The following is a 23,498-nucleotide window of genomic DNA, read 5'->3' as shown; positions in this document are numbered from 1 at the left end:
CCGGCTCGATCAGGCGCCGCGCGCTCGCGCCCGGCGGGTCCGTTCGGCGTCGGCGCGGCGGGGTGTCGGACGGCCCTTGGGCTGCTGCGGGTCGCGGGACCGGCCGCCTGACGCCTTCGCGCCGCGCGCCCCGTCCGACCGCCTGCCGAGACGGTCCCGCAGTGCCCTGATCCAGGTGAGGCTCTGCGACGTCCCGTCGCGCGCCAGGTCACGAGTTCCGCGTACGAGGGCCAGCACGAGGCCCGCGATGAGGAAGTTCAGCAACATCGCGAGGCCGGACGCCTCTCCCCAGTTGGCCGCCTGCCGGAGGCTGCATCGGCTCGTGCCGAGCTCGCCGGGGCACGCGCTGGGGATCAGCACGACGAGCATCCCCACGAGGGCGGCGACGGCGCAGAGGGCGGCGGCGGCGGTGAACCGGCCCACCGTCCGCTTCCAGCGGCGGTGGAGCCGTACGGTCGCGCGGACGGCCATGGCCGCGACGATCCCCGCCGCCGCGACGACCAGCAGGTCCACGGTTCCGAAGTGGACGCGTCCGCCGTACTCGAAGCGGAGCAGCCCCAGGGAAACCGCGGCCAGTGCCACCCCGAGGAGCACGATGATCACGGTTTCGGTCGCGACCGCTCGCAGCCGTGCCGTCATGCCCGCTGCGCCTCGTACCACTGGAGTTCCTGGGACCGCATGGGCATGGCCACGTACGCGACTCTGCTGTCCGGCTTGTTGACGCGCAGATAGGCCTCGCCGGTGCCCAGGTCGCGCAGCTCCTTGGCGGTGACGATGAACTCTTCCTTGACCGCGACGGTGCCCATCTCGACGGCTCTGCCGTTCTCGACCCGCTGGGAGACCTGCCCGTTGTCCCGCATGCCGAGGAACTCGGCGCACTTCTCCGCGGACTCGGGCGACGACTGCGCCATGGCGATCAGCCAGTTGATGTTCTGCGTCAGCCGCGACCAGTCGTCACCGTCGGCGTCGATCCAGTCCGTCGGTCCCTGGGTGCACAGGATCATGTTGAACAGCGCCGACCGGACTCGCGACAGCATGTTCATCGCGATGTCCCGGTCGATGAAGTTCGCCTCGTCGACCACGATCAGCCGTGGCCGGTCCTTGGGCGCGCGGCCCTGGATGCGCTGTGCCGCGTAGACGGACAGGCGCTGCAACGAGGACGAGGACAGGATCTTGGCCATGTCCGGCTGGCCGAGCGAGTTCAGCCCGACGTACGTGAGCCCCTCCAGCCGGACGTCGATCATCTTCCGGTCGTTGCCCGGAATGAGGATGCGCCGTCCCGCGGTGGAGTCGTACAGGCCGGTCAGTTTCGTTCCGAAGCTGGCCGCCGACTTGGACTCGTCCTGGCTCGGCGACAGGACGTTGGTGTACCGGTTCCGGCAGTAGCCCATCCCCTCCACCGCGTCGATCGCGATGACCCGCTCCTTGACGGCGTTCTTCATGGAGGTGCCCATCTCCATGATCTTGCCGAGTTCGAGCATGGTCGGCGGGTGGAAGCGGTCCGGCGCCACCTCGGCGGCCTGGTGGCACAGTTGGACGACCTGCTGCAGGACCTTCCGGTTCAGCGCCTTCCAGTACGCGTCGTCGAACTCGACCAACGACATGATCGTGTCGAACGCCTCGTCGGCGCTCATGTCGGCGAGGACGTTGAACCAGTACTTCGGGTCGTGATCGCCCAGCGCGATCTCCTGGAGCGGCACCCGGTGCATCGCGGAGTACGCGCGCAGGAAGTCGCGCAGGCCGCCCGGCTCGGTGTCCTCCTTCATGTCGATGACGGTGACGTCGAAGCCCATGTCGAGCGCCGCACCGATGATCCACATCAGGGTGATCGTCTTTCCACTGCCGGTCGATCCGACGACGCAGCCGTGCATGCCCATCTCGCGGGTGCTCAGCCGCACCAGCCGACCGCTCGACCCGAGGCCGATCGGAATCGACTTCTCCTTCAGCGGCATCCTCCGCGTCTTCTCGTTCGCGAACGGACCGCGCACGGCGGGGATGTCCCTCGGGGTCAACCGCTGGGAGACCCGCCGTTTCAGAGAGTCCCGGCGGCCCTTCCTCGGCGTGATCGAGTCCTGGACCAGCCTCCTGCGGAACAGGAATCCCCGGCCGGAGACCCTCGTCGAGGGCGGCGCGAGGAGGGCGCCGCCCACGCCGGCGGCGATCGGCGAACCGAGGATGGTGCCGCCGGCGCCGGCGATCAGCACCGCCAGGCAGAGGACCACGGTGACCGGCACCTGCGAAGGAGTGGTCGACCCGACGTTGATGAAGCTGAGCAGCCAGTATCCGTAGCTGAGGGCGTTGTCCTTGAGGTACCAGGCGAACCCGACCAGACCGCCGGCCGCCATGATGATCCAGTCACGGCGGGCGAGCCAACGGCGCAGCAAGAAGAAGACCACCGAACCGCACACGGCCGGAACGAGCGCCAGGACGACGACGGCGAGACCGGCGAGCCCCAGGGCGATGATGAGGTAACCGGTGCTGTCCTCGGGTTCCCCGGGCCGCATGCCCCGGTTCATGCCGTGAGACATCCCGGCACCTCCCTCTGGACGCATGAGAGCGTCAGCCCGTGACCTTCTGTGCGCTGTCGAAGACCTTCTGGAGCAGAGTGCTCATGTAGGTGACCGCGGAGACGGTGATGTCCAGCCTGAACAGCAGGCCGCCGACCACGAGGCCCCAGAAAAAGACCTTGAAACCTTCTCCCGGGCGACCGTTGGTGACGTTCTTGACCATCTTGAAGATGCAGACGACCAAGATGATGATGCCGGCGACGCCGCAGAGCGCGATGACTGCCTTGCCGATGTCCGATCCGAGGAAGTTGTTGGCCCCGTCTGCTCCCGAGCCCCCGGTGCCGACGGCGAGCACGCGATGCAACTCACTGATGTTCATGTGTTTTCCTCTGGGTTGTGCGTTCCCGGTCAGGAATTCAGGGCGTTCGAGTACGGCTCCAGCTCCGCCGCGGACCCCGCCGGTCCCCAGGCGAGGATCGGCGGCTGCGCTCCGGCCGGTGCCCCCACCAGGAGGTCGAAGTCCGCGAAGGTGACGAACTGGTTGGTGCCGTTCGTACCGGAGACCGTCCCGCCGGATGGCGATCTGGCAAGCAGGACCCTCGCACGGACCACCAACTGTCCCTTATCGGCCTTGATCGCCGACATGATCTGCACGGCCGCGGGCGAATCGGGCAGCGTGAACCCGCTGAGACCGACGTAGTGATGATGGCTGTTCTGGTCGCCGGTGAGCGCGAGGAGGCCGGCGGCGTCGCCGTTGACGTAAGCCTTGGCCCACGCCCCGATCTGAGTCTTCACCTGGTCGCTCACGTCCGTCGTCAGGCCGTTGAAGTTGGTGTAGTCACCGACTCCGGCGGGTGCGCCGGAGCCGCCCGTCCACACGGAGAACGTCGGTGCCGCCGACAACCGCGGCCCCTGCGGAGTGATGAGCAGCGGGACGTCCAGTTTCAGGACGTTCGAGGCGGGCGCCTGCGCGACGTCATTGCTGGTCGTGGGCGACGGCGACGGCGACGGGCTGGCGTTCGGGGCGGCCGAGGACCCGGCGGTCGGCGCCGCGCCAGGAGTTCCAGAGGGCGCGCCGGCCGTCCCGGGCTGCCCCGCCGGGGAGCCGGCCCGCTGGGCCGGTGAGGTCTTCTTGGCCCGTGGGGCGCCGTTCCCGGGCGATCCCGGTGCCGGCGTCGGCGAGGACGAGGCCGAGGAGTTCGGGAGGACGACCAGGAAGTGATGCACCTCGAACTCGGTGAAACCGGCCTTGGCCGAGCCGAAGTGCTCCGGGGTGAACCCCACCCAGCTCAGTGACTGGTACTGCAGAGGAGCGCTGTCCTGCCCGGAGAGAAGGCTGGGGCCCGCCTTCGCGAGGTCGTCCGTATTCAAGGTGTTCACGCGCGGCACGGCCTGGTAGGCGCCCGACAGGAAGTTCACCGCCGCCGTGTACGCCAGGTCGCGTCCCTTGGGATCGACCGCCGACAGGTCCGGCTTCGAAGTCCCCTTGGCCAGCGTGAAGAACACCGCGACGACGCTGAGGGCCGCGGCCAGGAAGAGGACGTTCAGGATCCTCCTGGCCCGCTTGCGCGCCGTCGGCTCGTTCGAGCGCCGAGCGGGCACCATCACGAAACGGGTGGGGGACTCCGCTGGCATCTTCTCCTCCTGCTACTTACGCCCGGCACAGAGAACAGTTCGGACGTGACGTGGATGCGCAAACGTCAGATGCGGCGGATTGTCATTTTCGTCTCTTACGTCGCCGCTGGCTGGACAATTCGGTGGACGCGGTGAGAGGCCGGCTCTGGCTGCGAGGCGCGATGGGGAGCCTGGTCATGTTGGGCATCTCCTGCTGCGGGACGCCGCGTTCATCCCATCTCGCACCGTCGACCGGGACGCCTCCGGGCAGTATCCGGATGGTCCCCGCGGCGGTCCGGCGAAGCGGGGCGATGCCCACATAGAGGCGCACCTGCCTGCCGTCGATGACGAGTTTGCGCTTGCGGGCGCTGTTCGCCTGCAGACCGAGCCACATCGCGAGCGACTCCCCCCGGAGTGGAGAGAAGCTGACGAGGGTCCATCCCACGATGCCGCCCACCGTGGGCCCGTAGATGAGCGCGTTCATGCCGACCCCGAAGAGGAACAGCGATGTCACGAAGCCCAGCACCGCGCCGATGCCCACGGCGAGGAGCGTGGTGAGCTTGATGGTCCGGGGCAGCGTGATCTCCTTGTTGACGCTGCCGATGACGGCCGGCGGCGGCTTGAGCATGTTGGTGGCCGCGAGCATCACCGGCCCGCTCAGGTCCTCGGCTTCATCGCTCATGCCTCCAACCGTCCGTGGTCTCGGCGGGACCGCCAGCACGGGTCCATCCGCGGGATGACTCACCGGTTGCCCACCGGCCGTGGAAGGCGACAGTCAACGACATGCCGAAGATGACCGACTACGTCCGCGAGGGGTTCAACCGGCGCCGCGGCCCGTGGCACCGCACCGAACTCCCCGAATGGTGGAACCTCGCGGTCTGGGTCGCGCTCGCCGCCGTCGGCCTGATCCTTCTGCTCAGCGCGCTGCTGGAGCCGGACTCGTCGACCGACACGGCCTCTTCGTCGCAGCCGCCGGCCTATTCGGTGCAGAAGATCAACCCGTACGCCACGCCCTCCGCCTCGAGCGGGTCCGAGGCCGGTACGCCCACCCCGGACGCGAGCGGCTCCGCGGGGAGCGGGTCCGTGCCCGCTACGCCCACCCAGGGCGCGAGCGGCTCCGCGGGGAGTGGGTCGACAGGGGACTTCGCCGCCACGGCGGCGGTCCAGGTCCCGAAGGTCGGCGGCGGAACGGCCGTGGTCCCGGCCGGCGCCCGGAACGTCGCCTCGGCGGCCGCGAGGGCCGCCGCCACCGGGGACTGGACCGGCATCCCCTTCATCGGCCGCGCCAGGCCACCCAAGGCCCGCCGCACCCCGCAGGGCTCCGTCGTCGGGCAGCTGACCGTCACCGATCCCGCGGTCACCGGGAACACCCTGTACCTGTTCAGCACGACGATCACCCACGGTGGAGCGGCCAAGGCCTACGAATACCGGGTCGCGGTCGAACGCGACCAATCCGGCTACGCGGTCCACGCGCAGTAGGAGACCACGCCGTCCGCCGCGGTGGCCGCCATGGGACACGTCAGGGAGACGCGTTGCCTCATGAAGGCCTCGCCGGACGGTCTTCTTCAGTCAGTCCCCCCGCTCGCGATCCCATCGCAAACCCTCAGCGAGGCGCCGCGTGAACGAGGCAGGCAACACCCCTCCTCAGCCGCCCGTCCCTGCCGGGCCGCCCCCGAGCCAGCCACCGGCGGCACCGCCGCCGGAGACCGGTGAACCGGGTGAGTCGTCCGGCTACGACCCGCGCGCGGAAGCCGCTCCACCGGCGCGAGCCAAGGACCTCATCAAAGACAACGCTCCCTCCGGCGGCGGAAGCGGCGGCCTGCCGAGTACGGAACCGGAGTTCGGTGGAGGCGGGAGCGACTCCGGCGGCGGGAGCGCGAACCCGATGCGCAACCCGGCGGGACCGAACGTCCCCAAGCCGGCGAACGGCCCCGGGGGCGGGAGCGGCGACGCGGGCATGGGAGCGCCCAAGGGGCTCGCGCAGAAGGCCGGCGGGTTGGGTTCGAAGGCGGGTGACGTGGCGAACAAGCTGCCGCGCATGCCGGAGGGCGACAACCTCAAGGAGAAGGGCGCCCACCTCGCGGGGCAGGCGGCCGACAAGTATCTCCAAGCGCAGGCCGGACCGATGTGGGACGCCGCCAAGAAGGGGCTCAACACAAAGGCCGGCCAGGCGTTGTTGAACAAGACGCCTGCCGGAAAGCTGCTGAACAAGACCCGTCTCGGGAGGAGGGCCAAGGACGGCCTCGGCATCTCGGGCAACCAGGGCAAGAAGAAGGGGGGCAAGGGCGGCAAGGGCGACCAGCAGAGGGAGGCGTCCGGGTCGGGCACCGGCTCCGGGAGCGGCAAGGGCAAGGTCCTCGTCGCCGGCAGTGCCGGCATGCTTCCCCTCATCCTGCTCCTACTGCTTCCCATGGCCCTGGGCGCGGCCTCGGACAAGGACGCGCCGGGCCAGCCGGACAGCCGGTCGAACGCCGTGGTCTCTAAGTACTTCCCCGACAAGTGGCAGCAGGTACTTCAACAGGCGGCCGACCGCGCGGCGGCCGCGGGTGCCCCCGACTACGCCACCGTGCCCTGGACGGTCCTGGCCGGCATCGTCGCGACCCAGACTGACTTCGCGCGCTACAGCCCGTACGACAGCACCGACCGCGATCCGGGCCGTAAGACCCCGGAGATCGCGCCGGCCGGCGGAACCGCAAGCGGAGACGACATCTCGGGCAACACGGAGGGCGCGGGGCCCGAAGCGATCAAGGGGGTCACCGGAGCCGGCGAGTCGAAGTCGATCGCGTCCGGTCACCCCGGCCCGCCCGCCGGCGACCTCAGCCACCAACTCGGCTGGTTCATGTGGGCCATGCGCATGCACGAGTCGACGAACAACTACAAGGCGGGACGCAGGGAGGCCGCCTGCGGCGCATATCAGTACATGCCTCTCACCTGGAACAAGTACGGCGGCTATGCCACCGCCTGCGACGCACCGCCGAGCATTCAGGACAAGCGGGCGAAGAGCGACTTCATCACGTCCTGGAACAAGTGGCACATGTGGCAGTCGGTGGCGATCAAACACTTCACCGGCTCGGATGTATGGGCGAAGACACCGAGCAAGTGGGATGAGTGCCCGGCGGCCTGTGCGGCGAACGGAGGTGGCATCAACCCCACGGGGTGGGCCTACGTCGACGACGTGATGAAGAAGATGGCCGAGGCCGCCAAGAAGTACCCCGACACCGGGGCGCAGCCGGCCGCGTACCGGTCGGACGGCGGCACGGTGCGGCCGGCGGACATGGGTCCCCACTCCGCCGCATCCTCCCCCAGCCGCTCGAACGCGGCCGCAGCGGATCTGCGGGCCGTCACCGCCGCCGCCGACCTGTACGCGGCGAGTGCCGCCGATCGGACGGACAACGGTGAGGGAGTGCTGGCCGACGGCTGCGCGGTGGGCAACCCCAGCCCGCCCATCGGCGGTAAGGACACCCAGGGATCCGGGCCGTACCTCATCACTCCGAGCGCGGCCGACGACATGCGGAAGAGGTCCCTCGACCCGCAGAATCCGTGCGAATCCTCGCTCTACGTCGCCCGCATGCTCAGCCAGGCGGCGCAGAAGGTGCACAGCGACCCCTCCAGCCCTCGATGGCTGGCCGACGGGTCGGCGAATGACCAGGCGAACGCCCGTAAGTACTGGAGCAAGGCCATCGAGGTCTCAGGTCTCTTCGTGGAACGCACCTCGCAGCCGGACGCGCCGTGCGCCCTACCGCCGCAGGATTCCAAGAAGCCATGGACGACCGACCTCAAGATCATCTGGATCTGGCATTGCCAGGTCACCCGCATGCCGAAGCTGTACCTGGTCACCGGCGGCCAGTCCGTGAACAAGAAGTTCACCTACACCGTCGAGGAGGATCGGTCTAACGCGGAACAGACCCTCATCAACGAGGCGATAGAAGTCAGCTACGCCGCCAGTAAGTGGAAGACCGACAAGTGCGACGACAAGTCCAAGGACCGCCAGGGCATCTTCCCGATGACCCCACAGGAGGCCGCCAAGGCCGGAGTCGCCGACCGGTGTGACGATGAGAAGAACATCGAGGGCGCCGCGAAGCTCGTGCTCCCCGGCGAGGCGGTTCCGCCGGAGAAACGGGACAAGAAAAAAGGCGACTTCCAGCCGATGGTCGGCGGCTGGCAGTCGCTGAGCATCGCGATGGGCAAGGACCTCGACATCTTCTCGGTCATCGGGCCGAGCACATCGCTCGTCGCGTCCGACGCGTGCACGAAGGTGATGACCACGTTCCTCAAAAAGGTCGCACCGCTCGCGACGGAGTTCGCGACGCTGAAGAAGGCGCCCGACGAGAAGGACCTGGACGCCTGGCGGCAGAAACTGTCCACCCTGGAGACCACGAACCAGATCGCCGATCCGGGGGCCGACCCCGCGTGCATGGTCGGATCCTGGTCACCGGGGTTCAACGGCGAACTCGCCGACCTCGCCACCAGTCTGGCGGGCGCAGACGCGGCGCTCGCGGACAACCTGACCGGCCTGGGCAACTACTACCAGGCCGCGGACGCCGCCGTGAAGGCGACGGACCCGGTGGTGGGTCAGGACCCGCTGGTCATCCCCCGGCTGGCACCACGCCCGCTCAAAGAGATCCAGGCACCGACCGCCGCGGACGCGACGCAGGCATGGGCGAACCTCGGCACGTCGGACGGTACGACGCTGCCTCTCTCCCAGGTCGCCATCGACTACGCGTGGTTCTTCGGCGGCGTCATCAGCCCGTTCAACAGTGCCGGCAAACGTATCGGTTCGCTCGCGGACGGATCCGCCGGTAACGGGTCGACGACGGGGGGCGCGCCCGGAGGAGGGCCGGCGACCCTCGGTGACCTGAACGGGCCACTCGGCGAGCGCATCGTCGCCTGGGCCAGCAAGTGGATCGGGCTGCCGTACCAGTTCGGCGGCGGAGACGCCCACGGGCCCACGGTCGGCACCAACTCGAACGGCAGCGGCAAGCCCGGCTTCGACTGTTCCGGCCTCACGCTGTACGCGGTGTACAACGCGACCGGCGGACAGGTGTCCCTGGCACATTACGTCCCCACGCAGTGGGAGAACTCCCACGTCCACCGTGTCTCCTACAGCGACCTACAGCCGGGCGACCTCATCGCGATGCACGGCTGGGGCCACGTGGGCATCTACATCGGCGGTGGAAAGATGATTCACGCTCCGCATACCGGTGACGTCGTCAAAATCTCTGACATCACGAGCGGGTGGTATCGGGACGTGTTCATCACCGGAGGGCGGGTGACCCTGTGAATGCCAGGACCTTCTGGACCGACTGGATCGATGCCAGCAAGATGTGAAATAATCCCCATCACGCTACAAAGAAGAGCCATCCGGATCCCCGGTGGCGTCAATTGAGGTGACGCACAAGGGGGCCGGACGACGATTCCAGCCCTCGCGCACCGTGAACAAAGGAAGTGTTGACATGTCGCGCAAGGGCATTATTTCCGTCATCGGCGTCGTCGTTGCCACCGTTGCCACCGTTGCCATCGCCGTGACGGTGGTGCTGTCGCTGGGTTCCGGTGGCTCCGGTGGCTCCGGCCACAGCCGCCAGAACGCGGCGCAGGAGAAGTACGACCAGTACGCGTTCTCCGGAATCGACAACTGGCCTTATCAGCGGGAACTGCTCAGCTGGACGGCCAAGCACTCCCAGGGGCAGGTGCCCATCACCATCACGCTGGCTCAGCAGGAGAAGGCGGGCCCCTCCGATCCCGGCTGGGACTCCACGGGAACCACCGACACCTACTACGGCACCCAGACCGGCAACAAGATCACGTTCCAGTACAAGGGTGACACGGTCAACGGCACGATCGGGCCCGACCGTCACCTGCGGCTGGACCACGACTTGGTCCGCCAGACGAGGAACCTGACGCCCGAGCCCGTCTCTCAGTGACCGTGGTGAGTGACGCCTACACGAACCGACCGAAGAACAAGCGGGTTCCTGAAGGACCCGCTGAAACCTGACCGGCCTCCACCCACTACGGGAGGAGGCCGGTTGCACGTCCGCCCTGCCGATCACCGCGGGGCACAGGTGTCACGTGTTGATGTGCAGTTCCTCGTACATCGCGTCCAGGAGCTCCCGCATCTTGGGGTGGTTGGACGGCGACGTGCGCGGGCTCAAAGCCACGCTCGCGGCCTGCCGTTCGAGCTCCCGCTCGATGTCCTCGACCTTCCTGAGCAGTAGGAAGTTGTCGATCTCCTCGCCGTTCGTCTGCTCTGCGAGCTTCTTCCTGAGATCATCGAGGCGGATGCTCGCCATCCCCGCACCACTCGCGTTGGAGGGCATCCGATATATGGCGCCGACGAGCCTTTCCATCTCCTGACGCCTCGCTTCCTGCCGAGCCTGCATATCGGCGGTGTACTGTTCGATCTCCCGTTTGACCGCGTCGAGATCGTCCATGTCGGTGGCCGGATCGTTCGCCGTGGCCCAGACCTTCCAGGCAGTGCGTGCTGACGAAGAGGCGTCGAAGGTGTCCTGCGCGAGCTTGGTGAGTTCATCGATTTCCTGAGCACGGGCGCGTTGCAGGTCCTGCATGTCGGCGAGTCTCTTATTGAGATCGGCGATCCTCTTATGAAACTCCGCCGGGTCGCTGGAGGCACTGTTCCGGTGCGCATCGTCGATCTGTTGGTGCAGCCCCCCGATTTTCAGCACGATACTCTTCATCGCGTCGAATTTCTGGTCCAGCTCGATCTGCACGTCCTGGGCCGTTCCAGTTCCGCCGCTCGGCAGCACGACCTTGATGTTCTTGTAGTCGCTGATATCGTCGCGCGCGGCCGTCATCACCTCCACCGCATTGAGGTTGTGCGTGGTGATCCTTTGGTCCTGGACCCACTCCCGGCTGGCCCGAACGGCGGCGTCTTCCGACCGACGGGGTCGGATGTAGAAATTCGAGAGTTCTTCATCCTGTGCGCCATTGAAGAACGCAACCGCCCGCTCCCGACCTTCGGGGGTACGCGTGTCGATACCCTTCATGGCGGTCAACATGTTGACCGCCTCACCCTCATTGTTGATGGCGCCGCGTTCCCGCATGTGGGCGTACTGCCGCGCGATGTAGTCATCGTTGCTCTCGCCTGGCCGCTGCTCAAGCGTACGACGATCGAGAAGATTGACGGGATGCGCCAGCGCTTCCAGGGGGGCGCCCTGGTCGAATCTGCGCTCCCCCGTGTGCGGGTCGAAGGACACGAGTTTGGGCAGCCACAAGCCATGGTTGCCGAGCATGATCTGATCCCGAGCGAGGCCGGTTTTATTGACCAGTTCGTCCAGCGCTCGCTCCTTTTCCGCTTCGTTGGCGAACCCCTTGAACGCGGTGTTGATACCCGATGCGCTCCCGCCGCCCCACTGGCGGGCACGTGCCGCGTTGACTCCATCAACGACGTATTCGGTGGTCAGAGCCCGCTTTTCCTCTTTGTCATTGACTCTGATGATGTTGCGATGATGGAGGTCGGCCTGCCGCTTGGCCATATGCGAGTTCTTCGCCGTGACGACGCCGGCGGCAGCCCCCGGCTTGAGGCTGCCGTCCGTCCCGTTCTCGATCAGGCTGGCCAGGCGAGCCGCGTCCTTCAACCGCCCGTTGGCGTGCTGCGCCGTCTTGCCGAGGGCCGCGGCACCTGCGGCCGTCATCGCCCCCATCGCACCCAGTGCGGCGACCGCGGGCAGCACCGCGGCTCCGGCCACTGTCGCCGCGGGCAGCATCGCGGTCGCCGCGACGCCGGAGGCGGCAATGGCCGCGTACGCGGCCGCGCGCTGCGCGGGCGAACCGGACTTGGCCTTGCGGATCAGGTCGTTCCTCTTACGGACAACGGCCGCCCGTGCTGCCCCGTACTTGTCCTTCGTCCAAGCCGCGACCGGATCCACCACCGCCTTTTTCCCAGCGGCCTTGAGCTTGTTGCCCACCGCACGGGTCGCCTTGTTGTTGAGCATCCGGCGCTGCAATGACTTCTCGTCCAGCTTGCTCAGCCGCTTGTCACCGACGCCGATCCGGCCGAGCCCTCTAGAGATGCGGTCGGCGGCGCCCCGGCTCAGGTCCTTGTCGCCCGTGGCCTTCAACATCGCGGCACCGGCGAAGCCCAGCGCACCTGTCATCTTCGAGAGGTCCCCGAGCCCGAGCCACTTGGCGCCCTTCCTGAAGAGCAAGAGCGCGAGCAGGGGGGTGCTGCCTTCCAGCACCTGCTCGAAGAAGTTGGGTGTCGAGTTGGAACCGATGGAGGCCTGAACCACCGAATAGGACAGGTCGATGAGATCGGTCAGGAACGCCATCGCCAGAGTGAAGACGGCCTTCGCCCCCGCCGTGGCCCCCGTGGCCTTCAGTGCCTTCTTCCCCGACTCCACTCCCGCTGCCGTGAGGATCAAGGACAGCGGCAGGATCATGCAGAGAGCGGCCAGTGCCACGCTCGTCAGCGTCAGGCCGATCGCCATCGGACCGAGGGCGAACAGGAAGACGATGGCGACGACGATGGACAGCAATCCCTGGGTGATGCGTTCGGCCTGGTTCGCGCCGAGCCAGCCGCTGACGAAGTCCCAGTCGGCCCGGCAGGCCCGGGCGGTATCGGGATTGTCGGACGCGACGCAGTCACCGAGCTTGCTGTTCAGCTCATCACTGCCGTTGAAGTAAAATTTGTTGATTTTGTACGCGCCGGTGATCAGGTCGGCCATGTAGTTGCCCATGGCCGCGGCCTTATCGCTGCTGTAGAGCTGGGCGCAGCCGTCGGCCTTGCCGTCCATCCCGTTGGCCTTGTCCCACTGCGGGATGGTGTTCTTGCTCTCTCGCCCGTTGTCGCTCATGCAGGCACCCCAGGCGACCATGATGACCTGCTCATTGCTGGTGGGCGAGATGAAATATCCTCGCTTTATGCCCTGTGTCGTGGTGTTCGGCTTGTTCCCCGTCGACAGGTCGTAGGCTTCCAGCTTTTTCTGGAGGTCGACATTGGAGTTCGCCTCGAGATCACGGCAGGCCGCGTGAGCGGGACTGGGGTAATCCTTGGTCCCGTCGCCGAACTGGGCGGCGACCCAGGACCGGACCATCGTGATCTCCCAGATCTTACTGATCTGCTGCATGCCCCCGATGCCGTCGCTCATCGCGGTGTCGTTGTTGTCGGCGGCGTATCTGTCGTAAAGCGCTTTGTCGAGCTTCACGCAGGTCACGTTCCCGGCCGTCGTGGGATCGCTGTCGTAGAACGCCGACGCGCGGTTGGTACCCAGGTCCGTCAAGGTGGTCAGTGATCTCGACATCTGACCGAACCAGCCCTGCACCGACTTGGCCATCCATGGCACGGTGTACTTCGCCGTCGGATCATTCACGTGCTGGGCGGACTGATCGCCGATGAAAAAGATCATGCCGGTGGCCGTCAGGAACACCATCAGCAGCCGCATGGCGGCCGCCGGACCGTTCTTCCCGCCGTTCCAGCGTTTGACCACCGCTGTCAGCACGAACAGCCAGACCGGGATGAGGAACCACGACGCCCACATCGAGATGTCGTGTACGGCGGTGTTGATCCCTGGCGCCGCCCAGCACACCATGTCGAAGGTGTAGCCGAAGCCCATGAGCGTGCCGATCAACCGCCAGACCAGGCCGGCGGCCATGAACAGCAGACCGGCGATCATCGAGACGAAGAGCCGGGTCTTCATGATCCAGGCGTTGTCCACGGTGAACAGGCCGAAGGACGTCCACCGGTTCAGCGGCAGGAAGTCCCTTTGCTCGTCGTACTTCGAACAGACGCCGGACGTGTCGACGCCGTCGACATGCGGGCGCGAACCTGCCGCGAGCACCTGACCATTCACGTCGGAGGGGACGGAGACCACCGTCACCGAACCGGCCGAAGTTCCCGTGGGCGTACCCACCGAGGCCGTGGGCAGGCCGGACGATGACGCCGCGGCGGTCGTGGACGCGCGCGAGTGTCCCCCGAGTCCCAGGCCGTTACCGGACAGCAGCGCCAGACCGCAGAAGACCGTGACGACGAAGAACCACGCCAGTAGCTGGAACCTGCGGTGCGGCCCGGAACGCGCCTTCTCGGTGGAGCCATGCGGCCGTCCGGAGCGCGGCTTCGCGGCGGCGCTCCGCATCCGGCGCGAGGATCCGGACCGCGGCCGTTCGGCGCGCGAGCTCAGCCGACGAGCCATGAATCGGTTCCCCCCTCGGTCGCCGCGGCGGCCGCCGCCGCGTCCTGTTCGGCGCGCTCCAGCGCGTCCCGCTCCAGGCGCCGCTGCTCGCGCTTGCGGCGGTCCAGCGGGTTCGTGCTGTACGCCGCCGCGGCGTCCGGCGGCGTGGGGCCGAGCACGACCTGCGCGTGCTGGCCCGCCAGATCACGGAAGATGCCGCGGGCCCAGCGGGCGGGCCGGTCGCCCTCCGGCGGCAGCGGGCCGAACTCGCGGATCTCCGCCAGCCGCTGCGGGGTGGGACGCAGTCCGCACAGCCGTACGGCCGTCTCCGCCTCCTTCTTCTCGTTCAGCTTCAGCACCATCACGCGGCTGAGGTAGGACTCCAGGTCCTTGGTGACCACGTCGGCGATCCGCTGGGTGAGGAAGACCGGGAGGATGTTGAGGGACCGGCCCTCACGGGAGATCCGCTGAAGTGACGCCAGTCCCTCGGGCTGGGACAGGAAGGTCCACGCCTCATCGACGATCAGCACGCCGGCCCGGTTGGCGATGAGGATCTCCAGTGACGCCCGGATCACCAGGCGTACGGCGGCCAGCGCGATCCGTTCGGAGACCGAGTACTCACTCGCGGTCTTGCCCTCGGGGAGGCCGAGATCACGGTCGAAGTCGACGAGGGTGAGCCGCTGCGTCGTCATGTCGAGTCTCGGCAGCGGTTTGAGCGCGACGCCCAGGGAGAACATGCTGGACGCCTCCATCTGCTGCTCGATGAGGCCGCGCAGCCGGTCGGCGTCCTCTCCCGGGATGTACTCCAGCGCCTCCCACACGCACCGCGCCCCGTTGAGCGCCCCGCGCTTCAGCCCCGAGCCCAGCGCCAGCCGTTCCTGCAGTGTCAGGCCGTCCCGGAAGTCGTCCAGGGCCGACAGGATGTGCACGTTGGCGATCTCCGCCGCGATGGTCGGCGGCGCGTACCGGAACGGGTCGAAGGCGCCGGGGGTCTCCTCCAGCGCCGACATCGAGATTCGCCCGCTCGGCACGCCGAGGGTCTGGGCGTAGTCGACCATGCCGTACAGCGAGTCGCCGCCCTTCGGGTTGACGAAGATGGCCGGAAGGCCGTTCAACGCGGACTGGACGGCGATGGACTGGGCGAAGAACGTCTTTCCGCTACCGGGGTCGCCGAAGATCCCGAACACCGGCGGCAGGTTCTTCTTCGGGGCGCCGAGCGGGTCGATGAAGAAGGGCGTGCCGTCCGGGTCGATGACGCCGCCGAACACTCCAGCCTCGTCCCCGAGCCGGGAGAACGACTGCAGACCGGCGTGCGAGACCATCGGCACGTTGACGTCCTGCAGGAAGGGATTGACCCGTACGGACGAGCACGGCAGCGTCTCCTCCAGAGCCTGGATCTGCCGGTGCTCCAGGGCCTTCATCTGGATCCCGTAGGTCTGGTTCAGGAACTCCAGGTAGGTCTCGGTCTCCTCGGTGACCTCCCGCGCCATGACGAAGCTGCAGTTCGCGAGCATCGGCTGGTTGGACCCCGCGAGGTAGTCCTCGATCTCCTTGGCCTGCTGGAAGGTCTCGGAGAGCTCCACCTTTTCCAGGTCCTGGGTCTTCTGCTCCTCCTCCATGTTGGCGATGATCCGCCGCTGCGCCCGGCGGGCCCGCGCTCGCGTCAGGTTCGCGGGTTCGAGCTCGGCGCGGATCGAGATGACGTGGGGGGCGTCACCGGGATGGCTGATCGCGTCCATCGCCCACTGCGCCTGCGGGGAGGGCATCACCGGCTGGTCGAAGCGCATGATGGCGGCCATCTCCAGCTCGCCGACGCCGTTCACCACGAGGCGGGTCGGCAGTTCCTCGATCACCGCGTCGGGCCCGTTCCCGAGGTTGTACCAGGCCTCGAGCTGGTCCAGTTCCTGCCGGGTCGGGATCTGTGCGTCGCTCCGGTCGAAGATCGCCCTGACGAGCTCGATGTCCTTCTGGTAGGTGTCGAGCTTCGGCACGTCCTCGCTGATGGTCTCCTTGAGCAGCTCGGTCATGTTCTTCAGCAACGATCCACGGTTCACTGTGCTCTTGGTCGCCTTGTCGAGCAGCGACGAACGGAGCTGAACGCCGACGAGGAGCACGCGCTTGGGCGCCAGGAAGCCGAAGGCACCGGCCTGGTAGGCGCGCAGGTCGTCGGTGTTCTCCTTCGGCGGGACGACCAGGTCGTCCCAGCTGATCGACACCACGTGGATGTTCCGGTTGCTGGACAGGGTCGCCAGGCCGCCGATGGGCTGCCGCGAGGTGTTGCCCAGGTCGCCGAGGAGCTGGGCGAACGGCGATGCCAGCGACAACTGCTGTTCCGGGTCCTCCCACTTCATGGGCGACAACGGCAGCGCGCGGTACATCCAGACCTCGCCGTTGTATCCGACGTAGATGCCGTCAGTGGTCCGCCACGCGTACGGGGTCGTCCACATCGTGGCGGTATCGGCATCCGACCGGCCTGCCCGGCTGGTCCCGGTCAGTCGCTGAAACGTCCCTTTGAGGCTGGGCATTCGGGGTCATCTCCCGGATCGTACGAAGCTCTCTGCCAGACAGTCCGGCAACTACCACTGGCGGCAGCCGCCGGTATCCGCACAGTCGAGTTCATAGGCCTAGTTCGGTCGCCTGACCGATGATCAAAGCACCAAACTGAGGACACTGTGATGGCTACCGCACCGACCGTCGTCGTGGCGGGGGACACCGGCATCGGGCGGAAACTACGGGAGACCCGGAAGTTCGCCGCGGTGTTCGACGTCGCCTCCGCGAAGGAGCTTCGTCATCTCTCCAGAAGGGGAGAGGTCGCCGCGCCGGCGGCGTTCATGTTCGCGCCCGGGTTCGTCGAGGACGTCAGAGGCGCGGGCGTGGAGGTTCTGGCGAACAGCCTCGCGAGCAACGGGTTCACCGTCCTCGTCCACAACTATTTCGCGGAGCGCGGCGACTCCTTCAACGACGCGGTGAAGGTCACCGAGCGCCAGGTGAGGATGTCGCAGTTGCTGGCGGCCCTCGGTTCCGTGGACGGCGGACCTGAGCCGGAACCGGGGCCCCCTCCTCGGCAGGAACCGGCGTCCCGCCCTCAGCCCGAACCGGCGTCCCGCCCTCGGCCGGAGTCGGCGTCCCAACCTCGACCCGAACCGGCGCCGCGCCCTCGGCCGGAACCGGCGCAGCAGGCCGAGCCCGCACCGCCCGTGAACGCCGCGCGACAGGCGACTCCGCCCGCGCCGCGGACGTCCGCTCCCCCGGCGCCGTCCCAGCCGCCCGCGCAGGCCCAGGTGTGGCCCCCGCAGTCGCAGCCGCAGCCGGGATGGCCCGCACCGGTGGAGGCACCGCCTTCACCCCAGCCGGCCCCGCAGACGCAGACCGGATGGCCCACTCACGTGGACACGCCACCGTCCCCCCAGGCGGCTCCGCAGCCGCAGACCGGATGGCCTACACCCGTAGAGACACCACCCTCCCCTCAGCCGGCTCCGCAGCCGCAGACCGGATGGCCCGCCCACGTGGACACGCCACCCTCCCCCCAGTCGGCCCCGCAGCCGCAGACCGGATGGCCCGCCCACGTGGACACGCCACCCTCCCCTCAGCCGGCCCCGCAGGCGCCCACGATGGCGCCGGCTCCGTCCGACACGTCCTGGCCTGCCGCACCTCAGCCGACCTCGGCTGCCGCCCCGCACGGAGCCGTCCCGCCACAGGCGAACGGGTGGACCCACCCGCAGCCGGGGAACGTGCCGCCGGCGGCCGCACCCACGGCCACCAAACGTGGCCGCGTCATCGCGGTCGCCTCCGCGAAGGGCGGGGTGGGCAAGACCAGCGTGACCGTCAACCTGGCCATCCACGCGTCCCGGATCCTGCAGTCCGTGGGCCGAGGCGAGTCGGTGGTGCTCGTGGACACCAATTTCCAGCAGGCGGACGTCGCACGTTTTCTGAACGTCAAATCACCGACGGTCCTCGACCTTCTCAAAACGTCCAGCGGCTTTTCGTCCGAGACCATTCGGAATCAGATCGCCCACGTCCCGCAACTCGGCCTCTACGCTCTACTCGGGCCGCCCGAGGCCATCAACGCCGATCCTTCGCTGGTGAACTCATTGCCGTATCAGCGGATCATCAACGCGCTGCGCAAGACGTTCGACTTCGTGTTCATCGATACGCCGGTGGCCGAGGTCTACCACACCACCTTCTCCGATCTGATCCTTCCCGCCGCCGACGCCATCCTCGTTCCGGTCGAACCCAGTCGGGTCACGCTGGAGGCGGTCCAGTCCTGGCTCCGGGCGATCACCATGCCCCGGCACTCCCGGGGAGGCGGAGTCTCCCCGGAGAAGTTGTCGCTGCTCCTCAACCGGGCACGGGCCGACGTCGACTGCAGCCCGGAGGACGTCATGGACCTGCTGCCGGGCTGGCGTTTCGTGGGAATGATCCCGGAAGATCATGAATGGATGCGAGCAGCGAACAATTACCAACCGATCGCACTCCGCGCGGACCCGGCACTGGACACCGCCTTCCGCAGCATCCTGCAGGTCCTCACCGAAGACCCGATCTTCGGAACCGCACCGATTCAATCGTCGGCGAAGACCGTGTCGAGCCGGTTCAAGAAGATCCTGGGCCTGAGCTCCGACTGATCAGTTACTTACCGCCGACGGCGCATTTCTCTTGGAAGGACCCCGACAACCATGGCATCTTCACAAGGTGACTCCAGCGGAGTCGACTTCTGGACCACCCTGGGCATCGGTGAGGACGGCTCCGACTCGCTCGACGCGGAAGAATCGCAGGGCGAGTCCGGGAACGGCAAGAAGGCCGCTTCCCAGCGCGGTGAATCGGCGGACGACACGTCCGAGAAGGCCCCCGGAGCCGGAAAGGTCGCGGTCGCCGAACGACCGGCGTCGGCGAAGCAGAAGCGGTCCAAGCGTAAGGGCCCTGCGAAGCGGACGGAGGTCAACCCGGAGGCGACGGTGCGGGAGGGCCAGGCCGAGTGGGCCGCGATGTTCTCGTCCTGGAATCCGTCGGCCGGAAACGCCTCGTCCGAGCAGGGCGCCGCCAAGGAGGACGCCGCCGAGCAGACCACCGCCGAGCCCGTCCCACCGGCCCCGCAGGCCCCACAGGCCGCACAGGCGGTGCCGGCGGCCCCACCGGCTCCGGCGGCCGCAGCGGCCAGGCCGGCGGCTACGGCCGCCCCGAACCCATCGGCGCCCACGGGACCGCCCGCCCCCACGGGACCGCCCGCGCGGGAAGCCGCGGCGCGGCCCGAGCCGGAGTCGGCGCCCGATCCCCGAGCGACGCCGATCAAGCCGCCCCACAGGTCGCCACAGGCCGAGTCGGCGGCCGGGCACCGGCGAGCCGACGCGGTGCCGGCGGAAGCTCCGGCGGTCCTGGCCGCGGCACCGGAATCGAAGACTCCGCACGCGTCGACGCAGGACTCACCGTCCGAGGATCGCCCCGGTCCGGCCCCGCAGCGCCGTCCCCGCAGCCATGAGGAGGCGGCCACACCGGTCAGATACGAGTCGCCGGCGTCGATGCGGGTAACGCAGCCCGTCCAGGCGACCGAATCGAGCCGTTCGGCGCAGCAGGTGTCGCCCGCGTACGCGCCGGGTCCGTCCACCTCGCCGCAGAACTCCCTGGTGGCGCACGCCCAGGCGCCGGCACCCCAGTCGGGAGCACTGGTGGGCTCGCTGCTGCACGGCTGGCGCGACCTCGCGGAGCTGTGGCGCGACGAGCGCGTCCACGAGGTGCACATCCGCGGCACCCAGGTAATGATCGCCGGCACGCTCGGTGTCTACCAGATGCCCGACTTCAGCAGCCTGAGCGCCGCTCACGACGCCGTTCAGGCCATGGCGCAGGCGGGGGCCCGGGTCAGCCGCGTCGGTGACTCGATCATCATCGCCCGACGGCATCGGGTGAGCCCGAGCCCGGCCTCGCTCATCACGGCCGGTGTCCTCAGCGAAGAGCAGGTCTCCCAGGTCCGTACGGCGCTCGAGCAGTTGCGGTCGGTGACCCTGACCGGCCCGGCCGCCCCGGTCGTCATGCGCTCACTCGCCTCGCTGATACCGGCGGGCAGCCGTGTCTTCGAAGGACCGTACGGGGTGCTGCCGACCGGGTGCGTCACCACCGCGAGCCCGCTGGACGCCGACTACGTCATCGGGGTACGCCCGGGAGCGCTGGTCGAGAAGATGGCCGCGGCGGGCCAGATCGGCGCGCTGATCGCCAACCCCGAGACGCGGTTCATGCCGACGGTGGAGCTGATGGTGTCCGGACGGTCGGCCGCGCTGGGGAAGGTCACGGCCCGCTGATCGTCCCCCCGATCAGGGCCTCACGGCACCCGCAGGACTTCGAGGACCCGGGCTCGAGCCACGGCCTCGACCAGCGGGGCCGTGAGGCCGCTTAATGGGGTACGCCGCGCCGTCGCAGAAGGCCGAGCGTAGGGGACGCCCCTCCGCCGGCCGGCGGATCCGCGCAGCACGAACCCGCGCACCGCGTCCGCCCAGAGGGTGCCCCCCGATGTCTCCGCCACGCGGACCGGCCGGGCGCCGGGGGCCGCGGAGAGGCCGCCCAGCCTCCAGCCGGTTCGCCGGGCGGCGTCCGCGAAGGCGACGACCTGGTCCAGGTCACGCCGGAGCCGTCGCAGATCGGCGCCGCTGAAGTACACCGGCAGAACACCGAGCGCGACGGCGCTGCGACAGCCGAGCCGATCGGCGATCTCGACCACCCGATCCAGCACGCTGCGGTGCAGGAGACCCGTCTGCTCTCCGTCCACGACGAGTCCCACCATGCTCAGCAGGCGCTGCGATCCGGGGATCGCTTCCTCCGTTCGGCCGGAAGGTCGGCGGCGAGGATCCGCTCAGGCCGCGCACATGTTGATCACACGGTCCGAGTTCAGGATGAAGTTCGCCGCCTCGTCCGGGGTGATGTCGAGCACGTCGACGGCCAGCCGGACCGGACCGGCCTTCTCGGGGTCGCAGCGGTGACAGCGGGCTCGGTTGTCCCCGAACACCTTCACCGACGGACTCTGGCCACCGTCGCTGTGCCTGCCCGGGCGAGGGCAGTACCACAGGCCCCGCTCGTCGGGCGAGGAACCGAGCCGCCGGAGCAGCTCCCGGATGTCGACCGCGTTGGCCTCGGCGAGCCGGCGGTTCCGCGCCGAGACGGGGACCGGAGACACCACCTCGGCTCCCTTCCGCGCGGCCCGGAACTCCTGTCGAAACCGTGCCGCCTCCCGGCGGACCGCCTCAAGGTCGATCCCCTGGTTCGGGTCCTCCTTCGAGACGGGGGCCGGTTCGGTGCCGGTGGACAGATAGGGGAACCGGTCGTCCGCCCGCCGGCGCAACGCGGCGACGAGCACGAACATGGCCAGCGCCTCCCTGGCCGTGTCCGGCGGCACCATCCGGAGGCGTGCCGCGTAGCGGATCACCGACGCCGCCTCGGGGCTGACCAGCCCCTGCTCGCCGGCGCCGAGCTGCACGGTGGGGACTCCCTCCGCCGTCGGGCCCCCGACCTGAGCCCAGACGAGGAACTCCGAAGGCTTGCCGGCGTCGACGAAGGCCTCGGCCTGGCGGTCCAACCGGGAGAACTCCAGCACGGTCCCGTCGGCGTAGGCGTCGATCCGCCGCCCGGCGAATCCGCACAGCGCCGCGTACGTGGCGAGGCCGCTGATGCCCTCCGGCGCCAGGAAGATGACCCGGGCCCGGAAGTCGGCCGGCGTCAGCCCGCTGGCCCGCAGGCCGTTGATGACGGAGGTGATGGCGTCACCATCGCCCGGAACGAGGTCGACCGTCTTCGCCACGTTGGGAACGGGCGGCGACCCGGCGGTGCGGATGGCGAGTACGTAGTCGGTCAGCTTGTTCATGGATCTCCTTTGCGGTCACCCCCGACGGCATCACGCCTGACTGTCCTGTGCGGTACGCGACCCGCATGTCCCCTTTTGGATACTTGCCGACCCGGCGTCCTCACAGACGGTCCGATCAGGAGGGTGAGCACCGGCCTGGGCGGCCGGTGCCGCGCCTGGCCAGTCCGGCCAGGCGTTCGACATTACCGCCGACCGGTCCGCCGGTCAGCGGCAGGACACGAAAACGAGGCACAGTGGCTCCTACGACGAACATTAAGGAAGAGTTCTACGTCCGGCGCCTCTTCAACAACGACGTCCCGGTGTTCGTGGACGCCACCCGGCATGTCAAACAGGACCTTCCTTACCCGCTCAGCGCGAAGAAGTCCCTGAAGGCGACCTGCGGCGTCCGGACCGACGACGAGGTGGTCGCGTTCAGTCTGCGGAGCTACACCAGCAGGCAGGCGGAACGGGAGGTCGAGAACGTCGAGACCCAGGTCGGCGGGAAGGTGGTGTCCCAGAACATTCTTCACCTGCGGATGCCTCGTAAGACGTTGCACGGTCTGAACGAGACCGCCCGCGAACTGTCGGCCGTCCTGGGCGACGAGGTGATCGTCGAGTTCGGTGAGACGCTGTACGTCCTCCAGCTCTCCCGCACCGGCGGTGAGGGTGAGCTGAAGCTCGTCGGCAGGTTGGACCGGTCCGACGCGGGATATGTCAGGTCCAAGATCGACGAGGCCGACGTCGAGTTCGAACTGCCGATCAGTGGCGTCCGCCTCCGTCTCTTCATGCGCTCCCCGATCCGGGAACGCATCCTCGCCTACAGCTTCGGCGGCTATCTGACCCGCAAGCCGGGTGAGATCGAGACCATCACCCGTGCGACGGCGCTGACCCTGAACAACGTCCTCGGCCTCTCGACCTTCCGCATGCTGTCCGGGCTGGAGAGCGTCGACGTCCCGGCGCTGTCGCCGGAGGCCGGGCACCGGCGGCGGCAGCCCTCCGCGCGGATCGCCTTCGACGTTCCGGTGATGCTCTTCGCCCAGGACAACACGCCGGCGGCCCGTGGACACATCGCCGCGGAGATCGATCTGGACGGCGTCGATCCGGTCACCGGCGGGCTGCAGATCGTGGTGAGTGAGAACGACCGGCTCGAGTGGAACCCGGCGCTGGCCGGTCAGACGGGGTTCCAGGCCTACGAGCAGGTGCTCGCGGAGACCATCGCCTCCGTGGTCCACTCGGTTCTCGGCGCCGACAAGGTCCGCGACATCGCCTACGACATCATGCTGTCGGAGCTCAAGCCCGAGGCCGTCGCCGAGATCCAGGCGGCCACCGGGGACTTCCCCGGACTGGCCGCCAACCCCGCTCAGGCCGAGGTCCGGCCGACGCAGCCGGCACCCGGCGTTCCGGTCGCCTGACGACGGCGGGCACGGATCCCGG

General features: G+C 68.3%; 15 protein-coding genes. 6 read left to right on the top strand and 9 right to left on the bottom strand.

Going from position 1 to position 23,498, the window contains the following annotated elements; genetic code table 11:
* Positions 1–9: 9 nt before the first annotated feature.
* From AB0L00_RS26110 to AB0L00_RS26090, 5 genes are all read right to left on the bottom strand, one after another.
* On the bottom strand, positions 10–639 hold the full coding sequence (locus tag AB0L00_RS26110) for a hypothetical protein (RefSeq protein ID WP_364439164.1): 630 nt from the start codon (positions 637–639) through the stop codon (positions 10–12).
* Positions 636–2,528 (bottom strand): TraM recognition domain-containing protein, encoded by a 1,893-nt coding sequence (locus AB0L00_RS26105; RefSeq protein WP_364439161.1) that lies wholly within the window; start codon positions 2,526–2,528, stop codon positions 636–638. The genes AB0L00_RS26110 and AB0L00_RS26105 overlap by 4 nt, the downstream gene beginning before the upstream one ends.
* A gap of 31 nt (positions 2,529–2,559) precedes the next feature.
* Positions 2,560–2,886 (bottom strand): hypothetical protein, encoded by a 327-nt coding sequence (locus tag AB0L00_RS26100; RefSeq protein WP_364439158.1) that lies wholly within the window; start codon positions 2,884–2,886, stop codon positions 2,560–2,562.
* A gap of 29 nt (positions 2,887–2,915) precedes the next feature.
* The gene (locus AB0L00_RS26095; protein ID WP_364439155.1) at positions 2,916–4,142 is read right to left on the bottom strand and encodes a hypothetical protein; all 1,227 of its coding nucleotides are present in this window, start codon (positions 4,140–4,142) and stop codon (positions 2,916–2,918) included.
* Between the two features lie 82 nt (positions 4,143–4,224).
* Positions 4,225–4,803, bottom strand: a complete 579-nt coding sequence (locus tag AB0L00_RS26090) for a hypothetical protein (protein WP_364439152.1) — start codon at positions 4,801–4,803, stop codon at positions 4,225–4,227.
* Positions 4,804–4,904: 101 nt separating this feature from the next.
* On the opposite strand from AB0L00_RS26090, the gene AB0L00_RS26085 reads away from it, so the two are divergent.
* The 3 genes from AB0L00_RS26085 (at position 4,905) to AB0L00_RS26075 (ending at position 10,042) form a co-directional block, all read left to right on the top strand.
* Entirely contained in the window at positions 4,905–5,600 is a 696-nt protein-coding gene (locus tag AB0L00_RS26085; RefSeq protein WP_364439149.1) for a hypothetical protein, read from the top strand.
* 406 nt (positions 5,601–6,006) lie between these two features.
* Positions 6,007–9,402, top strand: a complete 3,396-nt coding sequence (locus tag AB0L00_RS26080) for a C40 family peptidase (RefSeq protein WP_364439146.1) — start codon at positions 6,007–6,009, stop codon at positions 9,400–9,402.
* Between the two features lie 172 nt (positions 9,403–9,574).
* Positions 9,575–10,042: a hypothetical protein gene (locus AB0L00_RS26075; RefSeq protein WP_364439143.1), complete on the top strand. Its 468-nt coding sequence runs from the start codon at positions 9,575–9,577 to the stop codon at positions 10,040–10,042.
* A 141-nt stretch (positions 10,043–10,183) separates the two neighbouring features.
* Here AB0L00_RS26075 and AB0L00_RS26070 read toward each other — a convergent pair whose 3' ends face one another.
* Positions 10,184–14,209, bottom strand: a complete 4,026-nt coding sequence (locus AB0L00_RS26070) for a hypothetical protein (protein WP_364439141.1) — start codon at positions 14,207–14,209, stop codon at positions 10,184–10,186.
* Positions 14,210–14,250: 41 nt separating this feature from the next.
* A complete protein-coding gene (locus AB0L00_RS26065; RefSeq protein WP_364439138.1) occupies positions 14,251–16,692 on the bottom strand; it encodes an ATP-binding protein in 2,442 nt (813 codons plus the stop codon).
* A gap of 228 nt (positions 16,693–16,920) precedes the next feature.
* Here AB0L00_RS26065 and AB0L00_RS26060 point away from each other — a divergent pair, with 228 nt between their 5' ends.
* Together AB0L00_RS26060 and AB0L00_RS26055 are read left to right on the top strand one after the other, a co-directional pair.
* The gene (locus AB0L00_RS26060) at positions 16,921–18,867 is read left to right on the top strand and encodes an AAA family ATPase (RefSeq protein WP_364439135.1); all 1,947 of its coding nucleotides are present in this window, start codon (positions 16,921–16,923) and stop codon (positions 18,865–18,867) included.
* A 51-nt stretch (positions 18,868–18,918) separates the two neighbouring features.
* A complete protein-coding gene (locus AB0L00_RS26055; RefSeq protein WP_364439132.1) occupies positions 18,919–20,532 on the top strand; it encodes a hypothetical protein in 1,614 nt (537 codons plus the stop codon).
* A 20-nt stretch (positions 20,533–20,552) separates the two neighbouring features.
* Here the strand turns inward: AB0L00_RS26055 and AB0L00_RS26050 are convergent, their stop codons facing one another.
* Both AB0L00_RS26050 and AB0L00_RS26045 read right to left on the bottom strand, forming a co-directional pair.
* Entirely contained in the window at positions 20,553–21,011 is a 459-nt protein-coding gene (locus AB0L00_RS26050) for a hypothetical protein (RefSeq protein ID WP_364439129.1), read from the bottom strand.
* Between the two features lie 69 nt (positions 21,012–21,080).
* Entirely contained in the window at positions 21,081–22,085 is a 1,005-nt protein-coding gene (locus AB0L00_RS26045; protein ID WP_364439126.1) for a hypothetical protein, read from the bottom strand.
* A 233-nt stretch (positions 22,086–22,318) separates the two neighbouring features.
* Here AB0L00_RS26045 and AB0L00_RS26040 point away from each other — a divergent pair, with 233 nt between their 5' ends.
* On the top strand, positions 22,319–23,476 hold the full coding sequence (locus AB0L00_RS26040; RefSeq protein WP_364439123.1) for a hypothetical protein: 1,158 nt from the start codon (positions 22,319–22,321) through the stop codon (positions 23,474–23,476).
* Positions 23,477–23,498: the final 22 nt, after the last annotated feature.

This window comes from Actinoallomurus sp. NPDC052308, assembly GCF_040679195.1.
Lineage (GTDB): Bacteria > Actinomycetota > Actinomycetes > Streptosporangiales > Streptosporangiaceae > Actinoallomurus > Actinoallomurus liliacearum.
This window is presented reverse-complemented; position numbering and strand designations above follow the sequence as displayed.